We start from the raw sequence: 26,071 nt of genomic DNA on the forward strand, positions 1-26,071 counted from the left end.
ATATTAGATATAGTTTCTAAATATTGGAGGAAATATTTATGAAACGAATATGTACATCGCTAATCTTGACCAGCATCCTATGCGCCGTCCTTCTCGCCTCCTGCCAGGCGCCGGAAGAGGGGAAGCCGCAGTCGTCTGGAACAGCTTCGACCACAAACACTACCATTGCAGAAACAACGACCACACCAGAAACCGAGGCGTCTTTGGAAGAAGGAACGACTCCCCAGAGAAAAGAAACAACAACCACTGCCAGCAAGAAAACGACGGTAAAGACAAAAGCACCGACAACCACCACTAAAAAGCCGGAATCAACCAGCACGCCTACCACCCGTACCAAATCCTTTAACGAACAGTATTCAATTGATACTGTTGTCATCACGATAAAGGATGAATATGTAGATTTTGATAAACAATATACGGCAAAGGACTTTCCAGGAGTGGATGTTAAAAAAATAAAGATAAGGAATTATGAAAAAACGCATTCGCAAAGTGGTTATATTACTTTAAACAAAGCTGGTGAAGCGGAAGTAAGAAAAGCTGTGGATACGCTTTTGAACAATCCGCTAATCGAATTAGCTTCTTTTGATTCTGTGTGTACAACCGAATAATAAAATAAAGGAGCCAGTGACGTGAAACGAATCATTGGACCGTTAATGACGTGTATTCTGTTCTTTTCTCTCGTGGTGAGCATCCAAGCGGATTCTTTGTCAGCCCCTCAAGTATCCGAACGGGACACCGAAACAACGGTTATATCGCAGGCTACTGAAGATGAGAACTTCGAAGCTGGCGTCGTTCTTGTCACTCTCAAAAAGAAAAGTACTGTCATCAATAAAAAGCATCCCCCCTCCGCGTTCAAGGGGGTTCGTGTCGATTCGGTTACGGATCTCTCGTGCATCGAAAACGAGGAAGCTATGAACTGGATTGACAAGGACAATTATCATCAAATACTTAAACTGGAACTAAAGGATAAAAGCAAAAGCGCCGTATTGGATGCGATAAAAAAACTGGAGAAACGGAACGATGTACTTCGCGCCACTCCAAACTATATTTTTACGCTTGACGAAGGCCTGCCGGAGGAGGATAGCGCGGAGCTGGAAGAAATACCATCAGATGAATCTGGGGAAGAAGAAACCATTCCCAGCGCCACGTCGTCAGATCCCAACACTACCCAATATGTTTTGAATAAGATGCAATTGCCGCAGGCTTGGAACCTCACCACCGGCAGTCCGACGGTAACCGTAGGCGTCCTCGATTCCGGCATCGATCCCAATCACGAGGATTTGAAGGCCAATCTCAACACCTCGTTAGGACAGAATTATACGGATGATGGACTGGCCGCCTGGACCGATCCGGTTGGGCATGGCACCCATGTGGCTGGCATCATCGGCGCGGTGGGGAACAACGGCAAAGGCATCGCCGGCGTCTGCTGGAATGTAAAATTGGTTTCCCTTCGCGTGTTTAAACGAACATATGACGAAAATGGAAATATTAAAGGAACCGGAAAAATGGACTGGGTGGTTGATGCTGTCAAATATGCTATCAATCACCAAATACCCATTATTAATTACAGTGGTAGCGGTAATTCCCAAAATAAAACTTTACGTGATGCCATCTCCAACTATCCAGGTTTATTAGTCTGTTCCGCCGGCAACGGAAAAGATCATGACAACAACGATAAAACCCCGAACATTCCTGTTGACATGGACACAGACTCCTTAAAATTTTATCCCGCCTGCTACCCCAATGACAACATCATTTCCGTGGCCAACACAACGTCCTCAGACCAATTAGCCTCCACCTCCAATTATGGCGCGACTACCGTGGATCTCGGTGCCCCGGGAAGCAACATTTACAGCACAATTCCCGGCGGTTCTTATGACTACAAGTCCGGCACCTCCATGGCCTCCCCACAAGTGGCCGGCGTGGCGGCGCTGATTCAAGCCTATAATCCTAACATGGATGCCCTTCAGATCAAACAGGTCATCCTCAACAGCGTGGATCCTGTCAGCGCCTTGAGCGGAAAATGCGTTTCTGGCGGTCGTCTGAATGCCTACAAGGCGCTGCAGAAAACACAATCATATCCTGCCGATATTAAGAACCTGACCGTTTCCGGCGATTTTAACGGGGATCAAAAAAGCGACCTGGCCTATTTTGTCGCCGCTCCCAACGAGGCGATGCAAATTCAAGTCCGACTGTCCAACGGTTCCACTTACAGCGACACGCAAAATTGGTGCTATAATACCCAATACAACAGCCTGGAGCGTATACGGGGCCGTGTAGCTGTAGGTGATTTCAACGGCGACGGCAAAGACGATATCGCCGCCATGTATGAGTATAATAACAATACCATGAAAATTCATGTCTGGCTCTCTACCGGCTCCTCTTTTAACGGCTTCTATTCCTGGCTGGATTCCATGACCCCCGGCTCCTATGAGCCCGCAAGAGTCACAGGAAGGTTCGTTGCCGGCGATTTCAATGGTGACGGCAAGGATGATCTCGCTGCCATGTATAAGTATAACGATGACACCATGAAGCTCCAGGTATGGCCTTCCACCGGTTCCTCTTTCAACGGCTTCTACTCCTGGAAGGAATCCATGACCCCCGGCTCCTATAACGCGGATAGAGTCACCGGAAGGTTCGTTGCCGGCGATTTCAACGGCGACGGCAAGGATGATCTCGCCGCCATGTATAAATATAACGATGACACCATGAAGCTCCAGGTATGGCCTTCCACCGGTTCCTCTTTCAACGGCTTCTACTCCTGGAAGGAATCCATGACCCCCGGCTCCTATAACGCGGATAGAGTCACCGGAAGGTTCGTTGCCGGCGATTTCAACGGCGACGGCAAGGATGATCTCGCCGCCATGTATAAGTATAATGGCGACACAATGAAAATCCAGGTATGGCCTTCTACCGGGTCCTCTTTCAATGGCTTCTATTCCTGGAAGGAATCCATGACCCCTGGCTCCTATGAGCCTGACAGGGCTACCGGCCTAGTTGTATGCGGGGATATGAACGCAGACGGCAAAGACGACATTACGGCCCTCTACGCCTACAACGAGGGGCTTGGTCAGCCGCACATTTATAAGTCAACCGGAACGTCTTTTTAAAACAAACCTGACATTGATACTTGACTTCAACAAAGAATCCGCCCCGCTAGTACAAGCAGGGCGGATTCCTTTTGCTTTACTTCACCGATAGCTCTCGATAGTCTGGTCCAGGAGGGCCAGCTTTTCCGCCAGCCGCTCCGCGTTCTCGCGGGCGGTGGCCACCACGGCCTCCGGCGCTTTGCTGGTGAAGGCCGGGTTGTTCAGCCGGGCCTGCGCGCCGTCCAGCTGCTTTTGCACCGACTCCCGCTCCTTGCTCAGGCGGGCGAGTTCCGCCGCCCTGTCCACCAGCTCGTCCATGGGGATTTGGATGGTGGCGTCGGCGGTGACGATTTTCACCGCACCCGGCACCTCGAAGCTCTCCCCCACCCGCACGGCCGAGGCCGAAGCCAGCCGCTGGATGAAGGGCGCACCGGTGTGGAAGGTATCCGCGAAGGCGGTCTCCACATACACCTCCGCCTTGCGGGAGGGCGGCACGTTCATCTCGGCGCGGCGGTTGCGGATGGCGCGGATGGCATCCATCACCCGCTCCATCTCCTTCTCCTCCGCCGGGAAAGCCAGCGCCTCGTCGTACACCGGCCAGGGCGCGCGGATGAGCGCCTCCCCTTCATGGGGCAGGGACTGCCAGATTTCCTCGGTGACGAAGGGCATGAAGGGATGCAGCAGGCTGAGCGTCCGGGTCATGACAAACACCAGCACCCGCCTCGCGTCGGCCGCTTTCTCCCCCTGGAGCCGGGCCTTGCACAGCTCGATATACCAGTCGCAGAACTGATCCCAGATGAAATCGTACAGCTTCTGCACCGCCAGCCCCAGCTCGAACTTCTCCAGATTGTCGGTCACCGCCCGGGCCAGGCTGTTGAACTTCGAGAGAATCCACTTGTCCTCGAGGGTCAGCGTGTCAGGCAGCCCCGGCTCGATGTCGCCGTCTCCCAGGTTCATGAGGATAAACCTGGCCGCGTTCCACAGCTTGTTGGCGAAATTCCGGGAGGATTCCACCTTTTCGGTGGTGAAGCGCATATCGTTGCCCGGGCTGTTGCCGGTGGCCAGCATGAAGCGCAGCGCGTCGGCCCCATACTGGGCGATAACCTCCAGGGGATCCACCCCGTTGCCCAGGGATTTGGACATTTTGCGCCCCTGCGCGTCCCGGATGAGCCCGTGGATGAGCACCGTGTCGAAGGGGGCCTCCCCCATGTGCTCCACGCCGGAGAAAATCATCCGCGCCACCCAGAAGAAGATGATGTCGTACCCCGTCACCAGGGTGCTGGTCGGGTAAAAATACGACAGCTCCGGCGTCTTGTCCGGCCAGCCCAGGGTGGAGAAGGGCCACAGCGCCGAGGAGAACCAGGTGTCCAGGGTGTCCTCGTCCTGCTTCAGGGCGGTGCAGCCGCACTTCGGGCAGGCGGCGGGATCCTCCCGGCTGACCACGATTTCCCCGCAATCGGGGCAATACCACGCCGGAATCCGGTGCCCCCACCACAGCTGGCGGGAAATACACCAGTCCCGGATATTCTCCATCCAGTTATAATACACCTTGTCGAACCGCTCGGGCACGAATTTTGTCCGTCCGGAGCGCACCGCCTCGATGGCCGGATCGGCCAGCGGCTTCATCTTGACGAACCACTGCTGGGACACCCGCGGCTCAATGACCGTGCGGCAGCGGTAGCAGCTGCCCACGTTGTGCTTGAGGGGCTCGGTCTTGACCAGGTAGCCCCCATCCTCCAGGTCCTTCACCACCGCCTTGCGGCAGTCCATAAGGGTCATGCCCGCGTACTTGCCGGCCAGCTCGTTCATATGGCCGTCCTCGGTGGTGACGGTGATGACCGGCAGATCGTGCCGCAGTCCCACCTCGAAGTCGTTGGGGTCGTGGGCCGGGGTGATTTTCACCACGCCGGTGCCAAAATCCATTTCCACATAGGTGTCGGCCACCACCGGGATGGCCTTGTTCACCAGGGGCAGAATGACGTTTTTGCCCACCAGGGCCTTGTACCGCTCGTCGTCCGGATGGACGGCCACCGCCGTGTCGCCCAGCATGGTCTCCGGCCGGGTGGTGGCCAGCTCCAGATACTCCCCGGTGCCCTCGATGGGGTACCGCAGATGGTAGAAGAACGCGTCCTTTTCCTCGAACTCCACCTCCGCGTCGGAAATGGAGGTCTTGCAGTGGGGGCACCAGTTGATGATCCGCTCTCCCCGGTAAATCAGCCCCTTCTCGTACAGGCGGACGAACACCTCCCGCACCGCCTTCGAGCAGCCCTCGTCCAGGGTGAAGCGCTCCCGCTCCCAGTCGCAGGAGGAGCCCAGCTTTTTGAGCTGCTGCTCAATCCGCCCGGCATAGGTCTCCTTCCAGGCCCAGGCCCTCTCAAGGAACCCCTCCCGGCCCAGATCCTCCTTGGTCAGCCCTTCCTTGGCCATGGCCTCCACGATTTTCGCCTCGGTGGCGATGGAGGCATGGTCGGTACCGGGCACCCACAGCGCTTCATAGCCCTGCATCCGCCGCCAGCGGATGAGGATGTCCTGCAGCGTCTCGTCCAGGGCGTGGCCCATGTGCAGCTGCCCCGTGATGTTGGGGGGCGGCATGACGATGGTATAGGGTTTCTTATCGGGATGCGCCTCGGCGTGGAAATACCCGCCCTCCTCCCAGAAGCGGTAGATGCGGTCCTCCACCTCCTGCGGCTCGTAGGTCTTCGCCAGTTCTTTTCTCTGTGCCATGTGCGACCATCCTTCTTTTCAACTTGTACACCAGTGTACCATAATCCCCGCCGCCCGGCAAGACCCAGTTATCCCGTCCAGCGAGAAATCCGCGGGAAAATACCGCTCCAAACGTAGAAAACGCCGGCATCCCCTTGGCGGGGCCTGCCGGCGTTTCCCTGTCTGCCGATTATCGCAGAGGCGTTTTTCTCTTTTTGGCAGCTGTCAAAAGCAGCGCCGCCGTACCGGCCAGGGGCAACGCTGCCGCGGCCGTCCCCGTCTCTCCGGTGGCCGCGGAGGAGCCGCTGCTTTCCTCCCCGCCTGGCTTGGAGGGTTCCTCCGGCGGCGGGACGTCGCTCCCGCCGTTGGTTACCGTGACCGTGCAGACGCCGCTGAAGGCCCCGTCCGCGGTTTTCACCGTAATCTCGGCTTTCCCCACGGCCACGCCCGTCACCACCGCCCGGGCGGGATCCTCGCCCGGAACCACCTTGGCCACGGCCTCGTCGCTGCTGCTCCAAACCACGTCGGAGCCGGTGAAGATCGATGGGTACAGGTTGGCCGCCAGATGGTACGGCTGCCCCGGGTAGATGGTCACGGCGGTGTCTGACAGGGAAAGCCCGTTCAGCACCGGCTCGTTGTAAAGCCGGATTTCCGCTGCCGAGGCAAATCCGTTTTTCGATGCCTTGGCGTACAGCCGCACGTCGGTAACCTTCTCCGCCGAGAAATCGGCCGTTTTCCAGTCCGCCGTTATTTCCCAAACGCCCTCGGCCACGCTCCGGAAGGTTTTTCCTCCGTCGCTGCTGATCTGCACTTCGTAGCTGGTAATGACCCCGTTGTCCAAATCCTGCCGGGGGAGGTACTGCAGCTGGCTGACCTCCATGGGCTCACTGAGATGTAGGTTGATCCACCGGTCTTTCTGGGCGCTGCCGCCCCAAGCCGTGTGCCACAGGGTCTTAGGATCCCCGTCCAGCACCTGCTCCGGTCCGTCATAGTGGCCGCTGACCTCGTAGGAGCCGGCGGTAGCCGTCAGCTTGCTCACCGGGATAGTCGCCGTCAGAACCTCCGCCTTGACGCACATGATCTTTCCGGCGTTTCCCGCCGCGTCAAGCGCCCTCACCTTGTAGTACTGGACGCCGGCGGGTACCTCCCGATCCAGATAGCTCAGATGGCCGGTCTGGGTCAGCTTGTTAACGGCGGAAGGAGCAAAGTCAGATGTGCTTCCCCGGAAAATCTCGTATTCCACATAGCCGCTATCGTCAAAAGCCGGCTGCCAGGACAAAGTCACGTTTCCATGCTCATCCGCCGCGGTCAGCAGCGCGGAAGGTGCGCCGGGCGCCTGTGTGTCCGTTCCCGCTTCCCGTTCCTCCAAAGTGAGGGTAACGGAGGCGGTGACATTTTTGTCCGACTGCAGGGTGATTTCTACCACGTTGTGGAAGGTGTCCAGCACGTAATCCGCCTTGATCTGCGGATCCGTGCGCAGAGATTTTACCTTCAAACGGTTATTCCCCAAAGCAATGACCGCCTTGTAGGGGTCTCCCGCGACCACGTCGAAGGCGCCGGTAACCGTGTTGCCCTGCGCGGTGACGTCATGGGCATCCAGGGTTCCCTGGAGCACATGCCGGTCGGTGGAGAGAAGATAAGGGGTGTCCTTTACTTCGCGGACAGCCAGGGTCTTCATCTCGTTGCGGCGCACCCGCTGCACGAGGGTGTCGGAGCCCTGGAACCGTCCCACATAACGCCAGTCCCAGAAATCCCAAATCTCATAGGTTTTGTCCGGATCCAGGCCGATGCCTCCAAAGGCGCTGTCCTCTCCCAGCTTGACGGTCATATCCTTATCGTCATCCTGGTAGTTCCAGAGCAGCAGCAGGTGATCCCCGTTGTCTCCGGCGTATTTGTAATCGTATACCTCCGGCATGTCGTCCTCATGCTCGAACAACCCCACCGGCCGCGGGGAGGCCCCGTCGATAGGCATGGGGGTCACCCGGGTGATATCATGGAGCTTGCTGTCCGATATCTGAAGCAGGCTCTCGCCCAGAGACAGATTGCCGAACATGACGCCCGCGCCGGTGATCTGCGCCCGGCGCAAATCCAAATCCTCTTCCTCGAAAATCTGCACATCGGGATAGAGGATTTTGGTGGTGCGGTTGCGGTACCACTGATACAGGCCGTTGCGCGCGATATTCGGCGTCAGGCGAACTGTGTCGGTGCCGGTGCGCTGGAAATCGATGACGCCGATAGCCACGTCCTCGCCGGCCCAGGTCCAGGCGTTCTCCATCACCCGGAAGTCCTTACCCACTCCCTGCTTGGCGATGGCGAACATGTTCCGGTAGGCGGAAACTGCTGTGGCATAAGGATCCGCAAAGCCGCCGGTGCGCTTGATGGTGTCGCCGCCCGCCGCCTTGTTCATGTTGGTGTAGTCGTACATCATCAGCTTGATGTCCGCGTTCTTGATATTGCGGTAGACCTCCGCCATGTGAGCCAGGAAATCCGGATCGGTGTAATCCGCCGTCTCCTTCGCATTGTTGCCGATCATGTGCCCCGGATACTGGGAGGCGTAGTCCGAGTTGCGGAAGGTGGGCTGCATATACAGAGCGGTCGTGACCCCCAGGGATTTCAGGGCGTCGGACCAGGATTTAATGGTGGGGAACGTGTCGGTCAAATGGCCGAAGGATTTCCAGTGCGCGTCGTCCCACCACAGCTGCTCGTTGGGATCCGTATAGGTGTCCGGCTCCAGCCGGATGTTCAGCGGGACATAGTTGGTCAGGCCCCGCGCCTTCGCCCGTTTGGCCTCCTCCAGGGCGAAATCCGCCGTGTTGGCCTTCTCGTTGAAGGCGTAGCCCTCCACATACCACAGGCTTTGGTAGAGATAGGGATCCGTCGTCCCCAAATCCACCTTCATGGCCCCGGCCTGGAGCTCGGCGTATTCCTCCAGCGCGGTGTACGGGTTCTTCTGGGTGAAATTCACCAAGGCGGCGTCGCCCATGGCCAGCATGCCCGCGTCCACCCGCTTGCCGGTGTAATCGAACACACGGATAAGCGCATCGATGCTGCGGCGATCGGAGTTGACGAGGCTGGTCACCTCGTTATACTTGGTTATCACTTCGCTCTGGAACTCATAGCAGGTCAGACCGCCTAGCACCAGGCTTTCCATGTCCGGCTTGTTGCGATAAGAGATCAGCAGATTGTTCTTGGAGGTAACCGATACATTGGACGACACGTCGGGCGTTCCCCAGTTTCCCTCGCCGGTCAGCACCGCATGATTCTTCGCGGGATTCGGCCCCACGAACACACCGGAGGAATGCTGGGCATCCGCCGTCAGCGGCTGCATTTCCTTAAGCTGGAGAGACGCGGCGGTGCGGTTGATCAAACCGCAGGCAAGCTCAATCTCTCCCGTTTTGTCCCGAAGAGTAATATCCAGCACCATATCGAAATCGCTTCCCGCCTTGGTGCCGGTCAGCCGCATCGACTTGCCCGCAAAGCCGTCGGCGGTGGCGTTCTCCGCCGTAAAAGCGTAGCCGTCCAGGCTGCTCGCTCCATTGACCTTGACGTAGGCGCCCAGGATATAGGGCTTGCCGGATACCTGGTCATAAGCCGAGTAACGTCCCTTTTTCAGGTCAAAGGCCACCCGCACCAAAGCATTGTGCAAAACGGCAGACTCGTCCGTCACGTCCAGAACGACGCCCGCGCCGGCTTGCAATGCGGCTGAACCGAGCGTCTGGGTCTGCTGTCCTTCCCCTTTTACCCGCAGCAGGGAGGAGCTCCCGCCCAGCAAGCTGCTTCCCGCCAGCACCATGGCGGCCGTCAGCAGCGCCAACGCCCTTCGCCCAGGCTGGCGGAGCCTCCATCGTATTCTTCCGCTCATCTGTTTTCCTCCTTCAGAATGGTAGGCCGGAACGACTGCACCGTCCGGTATCCGCTTGAGGGCTTCCCCTCCGCTTGTTTTTTAGAATAGCATGAGCGGTGGAAGGTGTATATCGCTAATTTTCCAGCATCCGGAAAATGGTTGATTAGCCATACGATCGACGCAAAAAGCGGCCGGGACCGGGCGTTTACCCGATCCCGGCCGCCTGTGGCCGGGTAGCAACTCAGTATTTCCCAATCTCGTCCCATTCATCCAGCACGGTGCTCTCCACCGTCGCCGTATTCGGAACCAGCAAAAACGCGTTTTTGGCGATGCGGACCAGCTCGCCGCCCTTGGCGTACGCCACGCCGCCCAGGAAATCCACCAGGCGCAGGGCCGCGTCCTTGGTCACGCCCTCCAGGTTGAGCACCACCGGATGGCGGGCGTCGAAATGCCGGGCGATGCCGCCCGCGTCCTCATACCGTTCTGGATTCGCCAACACCAGCTGGAATTCCTCCGTCTCTTGACGGACGGCCGGCTCCTCGCGGTACGCGGCCGCTCTGTTTGCATAGCCCATTAGAATGACCCATCCTTTCGCACTCACGAGGACGTGTTGAAAAAGGCCTCCGCCCTCTTCTGTCCAGCGGTTCTGTATTCATTTATTATAGCGTACTTTTTCACGCTTTTCAAGGCCTTTTCCCGCCGGCGCCGCGAATTTGCATCATTTTTGTCATTTTTCGCCCGTCTATTCCTTGCCGAGCGGGTTTGTCAACTTTATTGTAAGATACCGGCGGGTTCCGTTGTATAATGGATGAGAGGGCAGCCAGAGAAGGAGGGGATTCCATGACGCGCAAGCAGCCGGAAAACGCGGAAGACCTGTACGCCCGGTATTTTCCCCTGGCCCGCGCCACCGCGGCCCGCTTCCTCCAGGGGACGGGCAGTGACGAGGACGCGGAAGAGGTGGCCGACGACGTGATGCTGGAGCTGCTGGCCCATCCCGAAAAATACGACGGCGGGCGGGGCGGGCTTTCCACCTATGTGTGCGTGCTGGCCCGCAGCCGGGCGCTCAACCGGCGCCGGACTCTGACCCGCCGGGCCTGCCTCCCCCTGGAGGAGGACATCCTGGTGGAAAGCGGCGGGCCGGACGACGCCCTGACGCGGGACGGGGTACGGGCCGCCGTGCTGGCCCTAAGCCCGGCGGAGAGGCGGCTGTTCACGCTGAAATACGTGTACGAATACTCGGGGGCGGAAATCGCCGGGGAGCTGGGCGTCGCGGAGGGCGCGGCGCACACCCGGGTCTGCCGCCTGCGGGCCAAGCTCATCCGCCTCCTGCGCCGGCAGGGGATCACCGGCTGGGAAGCCTGACGCATGGAAAGGACGATGCCGTATGACCAAACCGAGCGTGTCCATCCGGGAACTGCTGGACGAGTCCCTGGTGGAGCAGCTGACCGGGGAGCTGGCAGCTCCTCCCAAGCAGGGCGTCCTGCTGCACCGGATCGCCCTGGCCGCCGCCTGCCTGCTGTTGGTGGCGGGCATTGCGGGGGTGGGGCTTTGGGCCTCCCGCCAGTCCCCCGCCATCCTGGGCCCGACCAGCGCCGTCAGCGAGGAGGCGAGCAGCCCCTCCTCCTCCGACGACTGGCAGCGGATGCTCGCCGCCATGCTGCCCCCCACCCAGGCCGCGCTGCCTGAGACGGGCGACACCCTGCCGGTGGCAGAGCGGCCGCTGCTGACCATGGAGGAGATGCGCGGCCGGCTCCAGGACTTCTGCCGGGAGCAGGGCCTGATCATTCTCGAGGAAACCACCTCTCCCGTATGCGTCAGCATGGGGGAGGATCTCCGGTACATTCTGGCGAGGGTGGCGGACAACCCGCTGGCAATTTCCCAGCTGAGCGTCACCCCGTCCGGCAGCATCAGCGTGGGGGTCAGCCAGCCCGGTCTAGGCAGCGTCGGCGGGTTCAGCCGGCCCATCCTCCCGCCGGAGGGCACCGACATGGCCGCGCCGGGGGCGCTGACCAAGCTGGCCCGCTCCTACTACGAGCGGTTCCGCGCCCTGTGCCCCATGGATGAGGTCGCCGTAGAGGCCTGGACGGAAGGGTATCTGTCCTATCCGGAAGGGGCGGCGGATCCGGTGGTCTCCCCCGTTTACCACGTCACGGTGTACCCCAAAACCGCCGATCCCCTGCAGGCGCTGGGGGCGGCGGGGCTGGCCGGCATGCGCCTGGATATCGAGGCAGACGGCTCGCTAAGCGCGATCACGCTGCCCGCGGGATACGCGCACGAGCAAATCCGGCAGGCCGCCGCCCTCACCCCGGACGAGGCGGTTTCCCTTTGGGAGCAGGGCACCTATCTGCACATGTATCCGCCCGCCTATATGGAGGAGCCGCCGCGGGAGCGGGCGCGGGTGCTCCGGGTGCGTCTGGAATACTGGGAGCAGGCGGATCAGGCCGTGCGCCTGCCGGTCTATATCCTGTACGTGGCGGCCGGGGCGCACGAGGACGTGTTCCGCTACGCCGTGCCGGCCGTATCCGCCGCCGACGCGGACTGGAACGACCTGAGGCTGTACATCAACGACGGAACCGTCCGCGGCACCTGGGTGCGTGATGAATAAATCACGCTCGACGGCTTGGCGGGATTTCCTCATCGCTTACCTAGGCTCCCGATAACGCATGAGCCAAACCGGCGCCCCGCGCATATGCTGGTAAGGAGAGAGGACGCTCGTCCTCCCCCGCGCCGCCAGGCGGCGCACCATTGCCGGAAGGGTTGGTGAAATCCATGTGCCATTGCAACAGCGGCTGCGGCGATATGTTCCATCGGAACGGCTTCTTCTTCGCGATCGTCATTATCGTCTTTATTCTGCTGCTCCAGAACTGGGGACAGGACAGTCGTGAAGCGGACGAGAACGAGAACGACTGCGGCTGCGGCGCGCCCGCGCCTCTGCCCTGCGACCCCGCCCCCATGCCTCCTCGTGGCTGCGGCTGCCGCCGGTAATTCCCGTACACAGCTCCTCGGCTGCAACAGCGGCCGGGGAGCTCTTTTATGGGGCGTCCCTGTCGTACCGTGCCAGGCTCTTCACACAAGCCGGACAAATATTTTTTCCTTTGAAAGACTCTATATTGCGGGATTCTCCGCAGAACACACAGGCGGGCTCATATTTTCTCATAAAATGCCACATGCTTTCCATAAGTAAATTTATACATCATATAATTATCGTGTATGTATGAAATATTAATCATCTCGAATCCTATATAATGATTGCAAAAGAAGAAACGTGGTGAGATGATGGCGGATAATCCTGTATATGATTTCGGTCTGCGGATTAAACAGCTGCGACAGCGAAAAAGCTGGACGCAAAAGGAACTTGGCGACAGACTGCATGTCACCAAGGAAGCCATATCGCATTACGAAAACAATACGCAGACTCCCGGACTAGCCAATGTGGTTCGGCTGGCGGTCCTTCTTAACACGTCTGCCGATTATCTGCTTGGTTTAGAGGACGAACCTGTCATCAAAATAAGCGGTCTAGCCGATGAAAAGAAACAGTTTGTCATGGATTTCATCAAACTGTTTGTTGACGAAAAAGCTGACTAATCCTGCCCAAACCACACACCCCGGCCCTTATCGGCCGGGGTGTTTTGCCGCCTGGAGTCCGCCGGGGACTTCCAAAAGTTGACAGAGCCGCCCGGCGGGTGCTATTCTGGTGATTGGACACACTGAAACTGAGACACGAAGGCAGACGGGAGGATGCGTATGGACACCTTGTTTGAAAACGGCGCGGTGCTGACCCTGGAGGACGGCGCGCGCACAGCTGAGGCCCTGCTGGTGCGGGACGGCCGGATCGTCCTGGCGGGGACGCGGGAGGAAGCCGGCCAGCTGGCCGGGACCGGGGCGCGGCGGGTGGATTTGCAGGGGCACACCCTGCTGCCCGCCTTCATCGACCCGCACGGTCACTTTTCCGCCGCGGCCAACGCCCTGCTCCAGGTGCCTCTGGATGAATGCGCCGACCTGGAGGAAATCGCCGGCCGGCTGCGGGAGCACATCCGCGCCCAGCGTCCGGAGCCGGGTGCGTGGATCATCGCCAAGGGCTACGACCACAACGCGCTGAGGGAAAAGCGCCACCCCGACAGGGCCCTGCTCGACGCCGCCGCGCCGGACAACCCGGTGATGCTCCAGCACCGCTCCGGCCATATGGGGGTGTTTAATACCCGGGGACTGGAGCGCCTGGGCGTCACGGCGGACACCCCTGCCCCGTCCGGAGGCCGCATCGGGCTCCAGGACGGCCGGCTGACCGGCTATATGGAGGAAAACGCCTTCCTGGAGGCCCAGAAGCAGGTGCCCATGCCCTCTGTCGAAGCGTTGCTGGACGCCTATCGCCGGGTGCAGGATCAGTACGCCTCCCATGGCATCGCCACCGTCCAGGAGGGGATGCTTCCCACGCAGCTCATCCCCCTGTACCAGGCGCTGCTGCAGGCCGGGCTGCTCCGGCTCGACGTGGTGGGATACCCCGACGCCGCCAGCGCCGCGGCGGTGAAGGCGGCCTTTCCGGAGCACCTCCGCCGGTACAAGGATCGGTTCAAAATCGGCGGGTACAAGATGTTCCTGGACGGCTCGCCCCAGGGGCGCACCGCCTGGATGCGCCGCCCCTACGAGGGGGGCGGGGACTATACCGGCTACGGCACGCTGACGGACAATCAGGTGGAGGACGTGCTGCGCCAGGCCGTCCGGGACGGGATGCAGCCGCTGGCCCACGGCAACGGCGACGCCGCCTGTGCCCAGTTCCTGCGGGCGGTGCAGGCCGTCGGCCCGGCGGCGTCCGCCCTGCGGCCGGTCCTCATCCATGCCCAGCTGCTGGGGACGGATCAGCTTCCCGCCGTGAAGCGGCTGGGCGTGACCCCCTCCTTTTTTGTGGCCCATGTCTATCACTGGGGGGACACCCACCTGGAAAACTTCGGCAGGGCGCGGGCCTCGGCCATCAGCCCCGCCCGCTCCGCCGAAAAGCTGGGGATTCGCTTCACCTTCCACCAGGACACCCCGGTGATCCCGCCCGACATGCTGGAAACCGTCTGGTGCGCCGTGAACCGCCGCACCAAGGCTGGCGTCCTGCTGGGGGAGGAGGAGCGGGTGGACACCCTGACCGCCCTGCGGGCCGTGACGGCCAACGCCGCCTGGCAGTACGGCGAGGAGGGGGAAAAGGGCACGCTGGCCCCCGGCAAGAGGGCGGATCTCACCGTCCTCGATCGCAACCCCCTGCAGACCCCGCCGGAAGCCCTGCGAGACATCCGGGTGCTGGAAACCTACAAGGACGGCGTTTGTATCTATCGCCGCAAAAGCTGACAAAACGCCCGCCGAAATCGGCGGGCGTTTTCATTTGGGCTTGGTTCAGGCCTCTTTCAGGGCGGCAAGGATGCGATCGCGCTTTTCCTGGGGGATGTTCCCCGCAAGGCTCAGCACCTGCCGCAGGGTCATGCTTTGGGCGAAGGACAGCAGCGGGCTGTTCATCACCTCGGGCAGCTCCCGGCGAATCACCGCCTTGGCCGCCGGATTGGCCAGGATCTCCCGCACCGTCACCTGGTAATTTTTTAAATCCAATGGATCACCTCCCGCTTCCTATCTCAGTCTATGCAGCGGGAGGACGGGAGTTGCCTAACTCCCCCGTTTATGCAGCGCGAAGGAGTACAGAAGGGGGAACAGCACCAGCAGGGCTGCCACCGCCGGCTCCAGCCACGGCACGGGCAGGAAGGCACCGGCTATCAGCATGAGGCCCCCCGCTATCCACACGAAGCCGGCCGCCCGGTGGGTCTTGTTCCAATTGGCCTCGCTGCGCAGCGTCCAGGGGAGCTTGATGCCCACAGTCCTATTCTGCCGGCATTTGGGCAGGTAGTTGCCCGCCACCGTCACCAGCACCCCCGCCAGAAGGGAGAAATACAGATGGAAGTTCACCGGCCCCCGCAGGGCGTGGATGAGCAGGACGGCTTCCGTCACCACGCTGGCCAGGGGCGCGATCCATCTGCCCGCCTGCGCCAGCACCGCCGAGGCGTTTTGACGCTGGGGGTCATGATTCAGCCGCAGATGGACGAAAACGTTCACCAGCAGCAGGAGCAGCGGCAGGCCGAAGGCGGCGAACCACCGGGGCGCAAAGCCGTCGGCCTGCCCCGCGGCGTTGAAATGCACCGCCACCCGTTCCGGCAACCGGCTGTAAAAGACGCCGGAGGGAACCATGGGCGCCAGGCACAGCAGCGAGGAGCACAGCAGCGTGCGGTCAAGCCTGATCATGGGCTTCCTCCTCCCCCGCCCCGGCCGTCAATCCGGCCAGCCAGAGCATGGCCTCCTCCACCACCGAGGCGTTCAGCTGATAATACAGATAGGTCCCCCGCCGGGTCTCGGCCACCAGCCCCGCCTTTTTCAGCTGGGCCAGATGGTACGATACCGTCGCGCCGGTCAAATCGAACCGGGCGGCGATGTCCCCGGCGGGCCGCTCCCCCTCCCGCAGCAGCTCGAGAATGGCCCGCCGCACCGGATCCCCCAACGCCTTGAAGGTCTCCGCAAAACCCATAACCGCATCCTCCATATTCTATATTTAGAAATTTATCTAAATATAGAATACCCCCTCCCGTAGAAAAATGCAAGCCCCTTTTCTGCAAAACGAAGCCGCTCGGACGTTTCATCCGAGCGGCTTCGCTGCTTACCAGCGCATGAGGGTGCGGATGACCGGGATCAGCTCGTCGGCCATCTTGCGGTGGGTGGCGGCGGTGGGATGGCCCCCGCCGCCGATGCCGTCCGCCGCCGTGTTCATGGCGGTCAGCGGATGGTAGGACACCCGGCTGTCCCCCGCCTGGTTGCGGGCGGCCACCACCTCCCGGATAACCGGATCGCTCTGCCGGTTCATCACGCCGTAGGTCCAGAGGATGACCGCGCCGGGATACTTTTGGCGCAGAAATTCCAGCCATTTCTTCCCGCCGGCCAGGAATTCCTCCCGGGTGGAACCCTTGTCGAAATCGTTGGTACCGAGATTGAGAATGACCAAATCCGGCGTCCAGCTAGTGAAATCGTAAGGGATTTCGTCGTAGTAATCGGACCAGGCGTAGCGGGTGAAAAAGTTGCTCACCGTCCCCAGATAGTTGCGGTACACCGCCGCCCCGGAGACACCGGCGATCCGGGTGTCCGCGCCGAAATGCGCGCCGATAAAGGCGCCGTAGGTCTGGGTGCCGTCCTCGATTTCCGAGGTCAGCTCCGCCTGCCCGAAGGGGGGCACGTTGCCGTAGCCGCAGGTGATGGAATCCCCGATTACCTCGATGCGCCGCGCCGGCAGGGCGGGCGGCGGAAGAAACCGGCCGCCGGAGGAGACGATCAGCTTCTGCACCCCCAGGGAATTGAGCATGGTCTCGTTGAGCTTCACCACCCGGACGGTATGCTCACCGGCCGACAGCCCCTCGGCCAGCGTCACCCGCCCGTTTTGGGTGATTTTCAGGCGCGCCGGCTCCCCGTCGTCCACATATACGCGGATATAGGGCTGGGTGGCCGCCGTCTCCATGCCGTGATTAGAAATGAAATCCGCCGCCAGGGAGGTGCCGGAAAAGCGTACGAGAAAACCGGCCCCCGTCCAGTTGAAAAACCAGGCGCCGAAGCGGGGATCCTCGTAGTGGCGACCGAAAAAGGTCACACTGCTCTCGCTGACCGTCAGCTCGGTGGAACCGGACGAGGAGGGCGCGGGGGCCGTCGCGGCGGAGGAGGAAGGCGGCCGGCCCGTAGCGGGGGCGGTGCCTTCCGTTCGGACGCCGCCGGTTGAAACGGCGGCGGTGCCCGCCGTCGTCTGCGGGGAGGAGGCGGCGCTCTGCGCCGCCGTGCTCCCGAGAACAAAGGTGTTGTCCATGGAACTGTCACTCCCTGCGGGGCCGGCCGCCGGCCGGGAACAGCCGGCCGTCAGCAGCAGCGCCGCCAGCAGGGCCGCCCCGAGGCGTATGCCGCGCGCCATCGCCGCTTACCGCGCCGCGCGCTTCCGCCCGGCCGCCAGCGCCAGGGCGAGGCCCGCCGCCGGCAGGAGGAGCAGAGCCGGCCAAGGCAAGCCGCCGCCGGTTGCCGGCACGTCGGCCGTGCCGCTGGTGGGCGAAGTCGCGGCGGTGGTGGGCGTGGCAGTCGTGGTCGTGGTGGCCGGGGTCTCTTCCTTCAGCTTGATGGCGAACACACCGTTGGCCACGGGGCTGTCCCCGGTGAACAGGCGCAGGGTCATTTCCGCCGTCAGGGGCGTCGTGGCGCCGGTCACCGCGTCCGCGCCGGATTTGACGACATAGGTGAAATCGTCGCTGATGCTCAGCGCCGCCTCGAGATCGGCCAGGGTGGCCCCGGCGGGCAGCTCGATGGAGGGCGCGTCCCCGTAGGTGACGGACGCGGCGTCCCCTTTGGCGGCCAGGGCGGCCTTCAGCTGGGCCTCGGTCAGAGTGACCGGCAGATCCGCCGCGGCCGCAGCGCCGGTGGTGATGGCTGACCAGGTGAACTGGAAGGACTTGCCGGCCGACCAGGTGCGCAGGTTGATCACGGCGTTGCCCGCCGGCAGATCCTCATAGATAAAGGTCGGGGCGGGATCGTAGCCCTCGATGTCGTTGCTGATGCTCTCGTCGATGATGCTCGCCGGTACCCGGTAATAGGCGCAGTCGTCCACCGCGATGATGTAGTCGTCCCCCACCTTATTGAACTGGATGCTGTAGGAGGCGTTTTCCTCCGTCAGGTGGGCGAAGGGCGCCTCGCCCTCCCGGACGTAGAAGGCTTCCAGCACGTTGAGGCCCTTGACGTAATCATCCGGGTAGCTTTTCAGATTGCCCAGGTTGAGAATCAGATCGGTGTCCCCGAAAAAGCCCTTGGCCGGAATGAACAGAAGCCCCTTGTTGTTGGCGGTGCCGATAAAGGTGGCGCCGTCGGTGTTGGGGGTCAGCTCTACCGAGATGCGGGGAATGGCCTCCCCCTCGTTCTTCATGGTGACGTCGGTGAATTCCAGGCGCAGGCCGTCCACCTGATAATTGGCGGCCGTCCAGGAGGTGCCAATCCGCTCATAGCTGGTCAGGGGCGCGCTTTTGCTGAAGGTGGCCCCCTTCTCCGCGTCGTAGGCAACCGCGATTCCCTGCTCGGTGGTGGTCAGGTAGGCATGAACGATATCCGCGTTGGGCACGACCGTGGCTTCCTCCGCCGCGGCCGGCAGGGCCAGCGCCGCGGTCAGCACCGCCGCCGCCAGCAACAAACTCCGCTTTTTCATGTTTGCAGACCTCCTTATAATATTCTTTTAAAGCGCCCCGAAGGGCAGCATTAAAACGACAGTTTTCCAACCGGTTCTTTGTACAGTTAGTTATGATAACGTTTGCATTTGTTCGGGAACCCCCTCCCGTATGGGAGGGAACCGCCCTACAATTTCCGACAGGATTCCTTGACGCTGATCAGAGGATCGAGCACGATCCGCTGACGGAAGCTGACCTGCTGTCCCTCCGTGTCCATCCGTTTGAGCAGCAGCTGGGCGGCGGCGACGCCGATCTCCCTTTCCGGCTGCAGGATGGTGGTGATCTGAGGGGACATCAGGTGATATTCGTCGTGCACGTCGAAGCCGACCACCGAGAGATCCTCGGGGAAGCGCACGGCCTTTTCCCGCAGAGCGGCGATGGCGCCGTAGGTCATCTTGCTGCTGGCGATATATACCGCCGAGAAGGCGCGGCCGCTCTCGAGCAGGGCCATCATCTCCTGATAGCCCGACGCCTCCTTGAAATCCCCGAAGCGGATGAGATCCGGATCGGGCGCGACGCCCCGGTTCTGAAGGGCGCGCATGAAGCCCACATACCGCTCGAAACCGGTATACTCGCTCTGCTTGCCCATGATGGCGGCGATACGCTCATGCCCGTTATCCAGCAGATAATCGACCGCCAGGGTGCTGGCCCGCACGTTGTCCAGGGCCACCGAGTCGAAATTGGCCGACATGCTGGGGATATTGTCGATGAACACGACCGGCAGATGCTGCAGGCTGCGGATTTTTTCCAACCGCGCGCCTTCCTGCACCGTGGCGATGACCACCCCATCCACCTGGGACTCGTGCAGGACGTTTATCAGCTTTTCCTCTTTGTCCGGGTTCTCGTTGGTGTCGCACAGCACAATGGAATACCCATGCTCCCCCAGCACCGCGTCCACGCCCTTGATGATGTGGGAGAAAAATGTCTCGCTGATATCCGGGATGATCACGCCGACCGTACGGGTTTTGCGGCTTTTCAGGCTTCTGGCGACGTTGTTGGGGACATAGCCAAGTTCCTGCACCGCTTCCATCACCCGTTCGGTGGTCGCGCCGCTGATATTGCCCTTCTTATTGATCACGCGGGAAACCGTAGAGGGGGACAACCCCGTCATCCGCGCCACGTCCTTAATACTCACCGCCATAGTCGCACCTCCTGCCCGGCCCCAGCCGGACATCCTATCCGCTCCCGCAGAGCCGAACGCCCCGGAAGCCGTTATTCCCCTATAGTATACACTGTATTGGCATCAATTGGGAACATGGGACGCGAAATTTCCCGAAATTTTAATTTTTCTATCGCCACGCAGCTGGAGCCGGAGGTAAAAGCCAGCACGGCCTTCGGCGCCGCGGCGGCCAGCTTGGGATACAGATAGCCCAGCTTCACCGCCACGATTTTGTAATCGCGGAAATCCAGTCCCATGGAGAGGAGGATTTCCGGGGAAATAATCGAGCAGCGGTTCTCGGTCACCAGCACGTCGGTTTGCCCCGCCCGCACCACCACCGCCCGCCCGGCATCGAACCCGTCCCAGCCAAGGATCCGCCCGCTGCGCACCAGGACGGCCTCCAACGTCAGGCGGGGGTTCGCGGGATCCAGCGTCCCGCCCAGGGACGCGGTCAGCGCCGTCCCGGCCGGACAGTCCCAGAAGGCCTCCACAAATGGCCGGTCGGTGATCCCCGCCGCCAGGCAGGGCGCCGGCTGCTCCAGCAGGTGCCGCAGCAGCTCGGTGCTGTCCCCGGCGGCCCCCGCCGTGGTGTTGTCCCCGGAATCCGAGACGAACACCGGACTCTCCGGGCTGGCCGCCGCCAGAGCGACGGCCTCGGCCGGCTCCAGGGCCGGCACCTGAAAGCGGAAATCCCGCCGTGCGTCCCAGAACCGGCGGGCCACATCCCGGGCCAGCTCCTTCGCGTCGGGAACGGGGCCGGCGGGGCTGACCACCACGCAGGCGCCCGCCTGGGGCGCGTCCACCCAGCTCTGGCCGCTGAAAACCGAAATGTCCAGAATATCGGGCCGGCCGGCCAGGGCGGCCGCCCGCTCCATCACCCCGCGCATGGGCTCCTCGGCGGTGATGACCGTGTCGCCCGAGAGCATCATGGGGATTTTCTCGATGACCGGCCGAGGCCGAAGCCCCTCTCGAATACAGCGCAGCAGGCATTCCCCCGCCTTGATTTGGGTCTCGCGCATGTCGGCGTGGGGCGCGGTTTTGTACCCGCAGACCACGTTGACGGTATCCATCAGCTCCGGCGGCAGGTTGGCGTGGAAATCCAGGGCCACCGCCACCGGCACCTCCCAGCCCACCTTTTCCCGCACCATTTTCAGCAGGGCCAGCTCGCCGCTGCCCAGCCCCTCCACGTTCATGGCGCCGTGGAGGTAGAGCCAGACCCCGTCCAGTCGCGCCGCGTCGGGCAGCCGCTCCACCAGGTCGCCGGCCAGGCGGAGAAAGGCTTCCCTCTTCAAGGTGCCGCAGGGGACGGCGTTGGCGTAAATGGTGGGCCACAGCACGGCGCCCGCCTGCCGGAACAAGTCGGTCACGGCGATGTTTTGCAGCATGGCCTCCCCCGCCGCGTAATCGAAGGCCGTCTCGTCGGCCAGCAGGGGGCAGAAGGAGTTGGCCTCCTGCTGCAGCGACCCGACCGCAATGTTCATGGGGCATCCTCTCCTTTTCTCTTTCGGAAGACGAACCACCAGGTTCCCCCGCCTGTAGGACGGAGACCGGGACGGCCCGCGTCGTAAGCGGGACCGAGGAGATCTCGGCGGCGGAAACCGGGAGCGTCGCGGTGGTCTTGGCCGGCGCCCGCCGGCAGGAACAGACTGAGATCGAGGGCCAGGAAACGCCGTGTGAACCCTTTCATCTCTCGCATCCCTCTTTTCGCCGTCAAGTGGGGATTTCGGTGATTTGCAGGTTATCGATGGCGATTTCGCCGCCGCCGGTGATGCCGTTGACGAAGGTCAGGCAGATGTCGGCCTCCCCGGTGTTGAGGTTGATTTCACCGGTGGCCGTGCCGGTGTCCCCGTCGACGCCCGACAGCGCGATGTAGCCGGTCTGGTAGGCGTCGGAATCCACGCTGGCCAAGGGCCGCATGGTCACGAAGAGATCCAGCCCGTACTCCTTGCACGCCTCGTCCACCTTCAGGAACTTGTAATCGAAGCTCACCTTGTAGGAATGGTAGCCGGGGATTTTCAGCTTGCCCGGGTCGGTGCGCAGGGCCGCCTTCTCGGTGCCGCCCAGCTTGAGCTTGAGGGAGGATTTGCCCGCCAAGGTCTCCCCGGAGGCGGTGGTAATGGACGCGGATCCGGCGCAGCCGTCGGTGGTCATGTACCCCATGTCGCCGTTTTCAAAGGTCAGCGGCTCCGGCTCTTTGAAGTCCTCGATCTCGGGCAGCTTGTAGGACATGGTTTTGTTGATCTCATTTTTCAGCACGCTTTCCAGGGAATCCAGCACCGTGGAGATGTCCTGGTTCTCGGTGACGATGGGATAAAACCACTTGCTGCCGTCCCATTCGCCCCAGCCCAGCGAGTCGATGAGGGCGTTGTTCCGCACATGATCCAGCACCTCCCAGTCCTGCTCGGAGAGGTACTTCTCCGCCTCGGCGTTGCCCAAGGGGATGCGGTCGAGGCCCTTCTCCAGCTCGGTGATGAGGCTGCAGTAGGCCGCCGCGCCGTAGGGGTTCTTCGCGCCGTTGGCGATGCCGATAATGTTGCAGGCGGTGTAGTATTTGCCGCCGTTCTCCTGGAAATTGGGACCCTGCGGCCAGGGGGCGCAGGCGATGAGGCTGGTGTCCATGTTCTTGGCGTATTTCTGAATGAACTCGAAGGGCTCTCCGATCATGGCGAAGTTGCCGGTGGCGAACTGGTTATAGCCCGCGATGGGATCGGGGCACCACCACTTGTCGGTCTGCACGGCGGTCTGCATAAATTTCAGACCGTTGTAGAAGGCGGGCTCCTTCCAGGTGATGGTGACGTTTTTATTGTCGTCCACCTTGAACCACTTGCCGGCGTTGGCCCACATGGGGGTGTAAATGCCGGAGGTGTCGAAGCCCCACAGGTCGGTTTCGCCGTTCTTGTCGGTGTCCTGGGTCAGGGCCATGCCCACCTCGCGGAACTTCTCCCAGTTCCATTTTCCCTCCTTCCAGAGGGTGTAGGGCTCGGTGATGCCGTTCTTCTGGAAAATCTTCTTGTTGTACCAGATGACGTAGGGCTGGATCTGCTCCACCCGGGCGGCGTAGTGCTTGCCGCCCCACATGATGGACGCGGCGGTGTCGGGATAGTTCACCGCGGCGGGATCCATGAACTCGTCGATGGGCTGGAGCAGCTGCATGGCCGCGAAACGTGGCATGTGCAGCGTGCCGCAGTACACCAGATCCGGCGCGTTGCCCGAGCCGACCATCTGAATGAGCTTGTTCTGGAAAATCTGCTCGTTGTACAGCTTGAAGGTGATGGCGGCGTTGTTCTCCTTCTCGTATTTCTGCTTGGCTTCGTAGAACAGGTTGACGTTGCCGTTCTGCCCCGGCTTATCCAGGGACAGGTCGACGAAGGAGGCGATGGTCAGCGGGCGGCCCTTGATGTCCTTGAGATCCCCGCCCTCGGTCTGGATGGTGTTACAGCCGCCGAGCAGGGTCAGCGGAGCGGCCAGCAGCCCAGCCAGCGCCAGCAGCGCGATGGTTTTTTTCATGGTCGAAGCCTCCTTTTACTTGCCGATGCCGGCGGCCTGGATGTCCGCCTTTTTCCCGTAGAAGAAATACAGGGTCTGGTACTGCTTGCAGGACAGGGTGACGGTGCCGCCGCTGGTCCATTTGCCCGTGAAATACTCATACACATCGGTGGTGCCGGCGGGGAAACGGATGGTCTTGTTGCCGGCGGTGGCCGTGTGGAGCACTGCCAGCCCCTGGTCGGCGTACAGCACATCGCCAGAGGTGGAAGACACGTCGGAGAAGACGGTGGCCCCCGCCTTGCGGGCCGCGGATTTGAGCACCTCCAGCGTCAGGCTGCTGCTGCCGTAGAAAATCGAGGTCCAGCCGTCCTTTTCCGTCATGGCGTACCCGGCCGGGGAGCCGGAAACGTTCTGGTACCGGCCCAGCACCTGCACGCCGGCCGCCTCGTTCACCGTATACAGCGGGTTTGCGCCGATGCCGGACAGGGCCGCGTTCCCGGGCAGGCCGGGCAGCAGGCTGCCGGCGTTGGCCGCCGTCTTGATGGTGTTGTCGAAGCTCTGCCCCTTCTTTTCCTGGACGTTCAGCCCCGTCAGGGAACGGAAATCCGCCAGGGAGGTGTCCCCCGCGCCGTAGAGCCACAGGGTGGTCTTGCCCTTCTTATGCAGGACTCCCTCCAGCTTTTTGGCCTCCGCGCTGTCGATACGCCAGGGGTTGAGCAGCACGTACAGCTTGGCGTCGGGTATCTTCCCGGCCACCAGATCCTCCATCATGTACAGCCCGAAGGAAAGGCCGGAGCGGTAAATCACCTTCCGGCTGGCCGCCAGCAAGTCCTGGCCGAGCCGGCCGTCCCCAGACAGGGACATGGCGCTCTCGTCCATGACGATGGCCACCTCGGGGCGGCTGCCCTTTTTCAGGCTCTGGTACTTGTCGGCCAGGCCCGCCAGCTGCCCGTTCAGCTTCCAGAACGGCGCGTCGTCGAACCAGCCCCGCTCCACCAGGTCAAAATACCAGGTGCCGGTGGAGAATACCATCTGCTTGCCGAACTGCCGCTTGAGCACCTCGTAGACGTTTTCGGTGCTCTTGATGAAGGGCATGCTGTCCCCCACCCCGTCCTGCCCGCCGCCGGTGGGGTTGCTGCCCGGCGCGGTCTTGAAGGTGGTGCGGTAGTCGCCCTCGTCGATCCACAGCTTGCCGTTGAGGGCCAGGGAGTTGACGAAGGTGTAATACGCGCCCATGCCGCCCTCGTTGCGATCCTCATAGGAAACGGGGCCGGCGATGCAGTCGATGTACGGGCTGTCGATGAGATGCCGCGCCCCGAAGGAGCCGGAGGCCGCGCTGTACACCTCGGTGTGATAGGCGTTGAACACGCTGACCAGGCTCTTGCCGCCGGTGGCCTCCTTGATGACCCGGCCCAGGGCGTTGAGAATATCGGCCCGCTGCTGGTTGGTGTAGTCGAGATAGTCCACGTAAATCCGGTTGGCGGGGTCGGTCATCAGGTACTGCTTGGTGGCCGTATAGCCGCCGGTGCCGATGACGCTCGGCAGCTTGTGGTGATCGGGCAGGGGGGCGTTCGCCAGGGTGACGGAGGCGTCGCCCCAGGCCTTGCGCAGATTGGCGTCGGTGCCGTAGACCTTCTTCAGATAGGCGCGGAAGGCGTCCCGGTTGTGCACGGAGGTGTCCATGCCGCCGCTCCAGTACTCCGGGCCGAACCATTCGCCCGCGTCCCCGGCGCAGGGCTGGTAGCCGACGACCATCTTGTTGAGAAAATCGTCCTGCAAGACCACCTGGCAGAGGTTGCGGGTCATTTTCTTCGCCCCCTCCACCGCCTTTTCGGAGGCGAAGGAGCAGGAGGTGTAAGGCTTGGAACCGCCGTTGAGCTCGCCCACCTCGGTTTCCGGCACGCCCATATAGGTGGGGGTCAGCCAGATGGTGAAGCGCAGGATGACCTTGACGGCGGGGTTGGCGTCGTACACCTTTTTCATCAGGTTGTACAGCTTATCCACATACATGTCGGGGTACCGGACGCCGGACACGTCGATGGTCAGCTCGAGCAGGTTGACGCCGCCGTCCCGGGCCTTCTGGATCTGGCGGAGCACCGCGGCGAAGTTCTCCCCCTCCGAGGCGGTGCCGTTGAGGGCGGCCAGCACAGGCTGCACCTGCTTGCCGTCGATCACCAGGCGGGGAATGCCGTTCACCTGCTGGATCTTGGCCTCCGTCATGCCGTTCTTGGGAGGAATGGGGGCGGAGGAGGTGCCGGTCGTCCCCTTGGTGGAGGCCGTGGTGGGCCGCTTGGTCTTGTCCGGCTCCTTGCCGGGCTCGGCAGTCTGTCCGCTGCTTTCCTCCGACGACACGGCGTCCCCCGTCGTGGTCGAGAGAGGGGCGGAGGCTTCCTCTCCGCCGAAGGTGAAGGTGTTGTCCCCCGACGAGGCAATGGGGCCGGCCGGAGGCCGGGCGCAAGCGGCCAGCAGCAGGCAGGCCGCCGCGGCCGCCAGCAGCCGGATGCTTGCGTGGGCGTGTTTGTTCATGAGTATC

Annotated in this window: 19 protein-coding genes; 7 read left to right on the forward strand and 12 right to left on the reverse strand. The window is 61.8% G+C overall.

Annotation, left to right across the window (positions count from 1 at the left end):
- Positions 1–38 precede the first annotated feature (38 nt).
- The gene (locus ACSAMM_RS06675; protein WP_457790617.1) at positions 39–608 is read left to right on the forward strand and encodes a hypothetical protein; all 570 of its coding nucleotides are present in this window, start codon (positions 39–41) and stop codon (positions 606–608) included.
- 21 nt (positions 609–629) lie between these two features.
- A complete protein-coding gene (locus ACSAMM_RS06680; protein ID WP_457790618.1) occupies positions 630–3,110 on the forward strand; it encodes a S8 family serine peptidase in 2,481 nt (826 codons plus the stop codon).
- An 81-nt stretch (positions 3,111–3,191) separates the two neighbouring features.
- Here ACSAMM_RS06680 and ACSAMM_RS06685 read toward each other — a convergent pair whose 3' ends face one another.
- The 3 genes from ACSAMM_RS06685 to ACSAMM_RS06695 form a co-directional block, all read right to left on the reverse strand.
- Positions 3,192–5,813: a valine--tRNA ligase gene (locus tag ACSAMM_RS06685; protein ID WP_457790619.1), complete on the reverse strand. Its 2,622-nt coding sequence runs from the start codon at positions 5,811–5,813 to the stop codon at positions 3,192–3,194.
- Positions 5,814–5,982: 169 nt separating this feature from the next.
- Positions 5,983–9,654 carry a discoidin domain-containing protein gene (locus ACSAMM_RS06690; RefSeq protein ID WP_457790620.1) on the reverse strand — a complete coding sequence of 1,224 codons (3,672 nt, stop codon included), beginning with the start codon at positions 9,652–9,654 and terminating at the stop codon, positions 5,983–5,985.
- 223 nt (positions 9,655–9,877) lie between these two features.
- Positions 9,878–10,210 carry a cell division protein SepF gene (locus tag ACSAMM_RS06695; protein ID WP_457790621.1) on the reverse strand — a complete coding sequence of 111 codons (333 nt, stop codon included), beginning with the start codon at positions 10,208–10,210 and terminating at the stop codon, positions 9,878–9,880.
- Positions 10,211–10,476: 266 nt separating this feature from the next.
- Here ACSAMM_RS06695 and ACSAMM_RS06700 point away from each other — a divergent pair, with 266 nt between their 5' ends.
- The 5 genes from ACSAMM_RS06700 (at position 10,477) to ACSAMM_RS06720 (ending at position 14,964) form a co-directional block, all read left to right on the forward strand.
- A complete protein-coding gene (locus tag ACSAMM_RS06700) occupies positions 10,477–10,998 on the forward strand; it encodes an RNA polymerase sigma factor (protein WP_457790622.1) in 522 nt (173 codons plus the stop codon).
- A gap of 22 nt (positions 10,999–11,020) precedes the next feature.
- Positions 11,021–12,241 (forward strand): hypothetical protein, encoded by a 1,221-nt coding sequence (locus ACSAMM_RS06705; protein ID WP_457790623.1) that lies wholly within the window; start codon positions 11,021–11,023, stop codon positions 12,239–12,241.
- Positions 12,242–12,405: 164 nt separating this feature from the next.
- Positions 12,406–12,621, forward strand: coding sequence for a hypothetical protein (locus ACSAMM_RS06710; protein ID WP_457790624.1), 216 nt, complete (start codon positions 12,406–12,408; stop codon positions 12,619–12,621).
- 288 nt (positions 12,622–12,909) lie between these two features.
- Positions 12,910–13,221 (forward strand): helix-turn-helix domain-containing protein, encoded by a 312-nt coding sequence (locus ACSAMM_RS06715; protein ID WP_457790625.1) that lies wholly within the window; start codon positions 12,910–12,912, stop codon positions 13,219–13,221.
- Positions 13,222–13,380: 159 nt separating this feature from the next.
- Positions 13,381–14,964, forward strand: a complete 1,584-nt coding sequence (locus ACSAMM_RS06720; protein WP_457790626.1) for an amidohydrolase — start codon at positions 13,381–13,383, stop codon at positions 14,962–14,964.
- 45 nt (positions 14,965–15,009) lie between these two features.
- On the opposite strand, the gene ACSAMM_RS06725 is transcribed toward ACSAMM_RS06720, so the two are convergent.
- The 9 genes from ACSAMM_RS06725 to ACSAMM_RS06765 all read right to left on the reverse strand — a co-directional run bounded on the left by ACSAMM_RS06725 (position 15,010) and on the right by ACSAMM_RS06765 (position 26,064).
- A complete protein-coding gene (locus ACSAMM_RS06725) occupies positions 15,010–15,219 on the reverse strand; it encodes a hypothetical protein (RefSeq protein WP_178723206.1) in 210 nt (69 codons plus the stop codon).
- 54 nt (positions 15,220–15,273) lie between these two features.
- A complete protein-coding gene (locus ACSAMM_RS06730) occupies positions 15,274–15,903 on the reverse strand; it encodes an SdpI family protein (RefSeq protein WP_457790627.1) in 630 nt (209 codons plus the stop codon).
- The gene (locus tag ACSAMM_RS06735; protein WP_457790628.1) at positions 15,890–16,183 is read right to left on the reverse strand and encodes an autorepressor SdpR family transcription factor; all 294 of its coding nucleotides are present in this window, start codon (positions 16,181–16,183) and stop codon (positions 15,890–15,892) included. Before ACSAMM_RS06735 ends, ACSAMM_RS06730 begins: the two co-directional genes overlap by 14 nt.
- A 129-nt stretch (positions 16,184–16,312) precedes the next feature.
- Positions 16,313–17,602: a GDSL-type esterase/lipase family protein gene (locus tag ACSAMM_RS06740; RefSeq protein ID WP_457790629.1), complete on the reverse strand. Its 1,290-nt coding sequence runs from the start codon at positions 17,600–17,602 to the stop codon at positions 16,313–16,315.
- A gap of 6 nt (positions 17,603–17,608) precedes the next feature.
- Positions 17,609–18,874 carry a hypothetical protein gene (locus tag ACSAMM_RS06745; protein ID WP_457790630.1) on the reverse strand — a complete coding sequence of 422 codons (1,266 nt, stop codon included), beginning with the start codon at positions 18,872–18,874 and terminating at the stop codon, positions 17,609–17,611.
- A gap of 146 nt (positions 18,875–19,020) precedes the next feature.
- Entirely contained in the window at positions 19,021–20,034 is a 1,014-nt protein-coding gene (locus tag ACSAMM_RS06750; protein WP_457790631.1) for a LacI family DNA-binding transcriptional regulator, read from the reverse strand.
- Between the two features lie 71 nt (positions 20,035–20,105).
- Positions 20,106–21,533, reverse strand: coding sequence for a M81 family metallopeptidase (locus tag ACSAMM_RS06755; RefSeq protein ID WP_457790632.1), 1,428 nt, complete (start codon positions 21,531–21,533; stop codon positions 20,106–20,108).
- A 229-nt stretch (positions 21,534–21,762) separates the two neighbouring features.
- The gene (locus ACSAMM_RS06760) at positions 21,763–23,559 is read right to left on the reverse strand and encodes an ABC transporter substrate-binding protein (RefSeq protein ID WP_457790633.1); all 1,797 of its coding nucleotides are present in this window, start codon (positions 23,557–23,559) and stop codon (positions 21,763–21,765) included.
- Between the two features lie 15 nt (positions 23,560–23,574).
- Entirely contained in the window at positions 23,575–26,064 is a 2,490-nt protein-coding gene (locus ACSAMM_RS06765; RefSeq protein ID WP_457790634.1) for a hypothetical protein, read from the reverse strand.
- Positions 26,065–26,071 lie beyond the last annotated feature (7 nt).

It is taken from the genome of Anaeromassilibacillus sp. SJQ-5, from assembly GCF_054108045.1.

Coding starts and splice junctions, on each gene's coding strand:
- ACSAMM_RS06750 (WP_457790631.1), bottom strand. CDS start 20,034: ATGGCGGTGAGTATTAAGGACGTGGCGCGGATGACGGGGTTGTCCCCC.
- ACSAMM_RS06740 (WP_457790629.1), bottom strand. CDS start 17,602: ATGGCGCGCGGCATACGCCTCGGGGCGGCCCTGCTGGCGGCGCTGCTG.
- ACSAMM_RS06720 (WP_457790626.1), top strand. CDS start 13,381: ATGGACACCTTGTTTGAAAACGGCGCGGTGCTGACCCTGGAGGACGGC.
- ACSAMM_RS06735 (WP_457790628.1), bottom strand. CDS start 16,183: ATGGGTTTTGCGGAGACCTTCAAGGCGTTGGGGGATCCGGTGCGGCGG.
- ACSAMM_RS06715 (WP_457790625.1), top strand. CDS start 12,910: ATGATGGCGGATAATCCTGTATATGATTTCGGTCTGCGGATTAAACAG.
- ACSAMM_RS06690 (WP_457790620.1), bottom strand. CDS start 9,654: ATGAGCGGAAGAATACGATGGAGGCTCCGCCAGCCTGGGCGAAGGGCG.
- ACSAMM_RS06745 (WP_457790630.1), bottom strand. CDS start 18,874: ATGAAAAAGCGGAGTTTGTTGCTGGCGGCGGCGGTGCTGACCGCGGCG.
- ACSAMM_RS06685 (WP_457790619.1), bottom strand. CDS start 5,813: ATGGCACAGAGAAAAGAACTGGCGAAGACCTACGAGCCGCAGGAGGTG.
- ACSAMM_RS06730 (WP_457790627.1), bottom strand. CDS start 15,903: ATGATCAGGCTTGACCGCACGCTGCTGTGCTCCTCGCTGCTGTGCCTG.
- ACSAMM_RS06765 (WP_457790634.1), bottom strand. CDS start 26,064: ATGAACAAACACGCCCACGCAAGCATCCGGCTGCTGGCGGCCGCGGCG.
- ACSAMM_RS06695 (WP_457790621.1), bottom strand. CDS start 10,210: ATGGGCTATGCAAACAGAGCGGCCGCGTACCGCGAGGAGCCGGCCGTC.
- ACSAMM_RS06675 (WP_457790617.1), top strand. CDS start 39: ATGAAACGAATATGTACATCGCTAATCTTGACCAGCATCCTATGCGCC.
- ACSAMM_RS06710 (WP_457790624.1), top strand. CDS start 12,406: ATGTGCCATTGCAACAGCGGCTGCGGCGATATGTTCCATCGGAACGGC.
- ACSAMM_RS06760 (WP_457790633.1), bottom strand. CDS start 23,559: ATGAAAAAAACCATCGCGCTGCTGGCGCTGGCTGGGCTGCTGGCCGCT.
- ACSAMM_RS06705 (WP_457790623.1), top strand. CDS start 11,021: ATGACCAAACCGAGCGTGTCCATCCGGGAACTGCTGGACGAGTCCCTG.
- ACSAMM_RS06700 (WP_457790622.1), top strand. CDS start 10,477: ATGACGCGCAAGCAGCCGGAAAACGCGGAAGACCTGTACGCCCGGTAT.
- ACSAMM_RS06755 (WP_457790632.1), bottom strand. CDS start 21,533: ATGAACATTGCGGTCGGGTCGCTGCAGCAGGAGGCCAACTCCTTCTGC.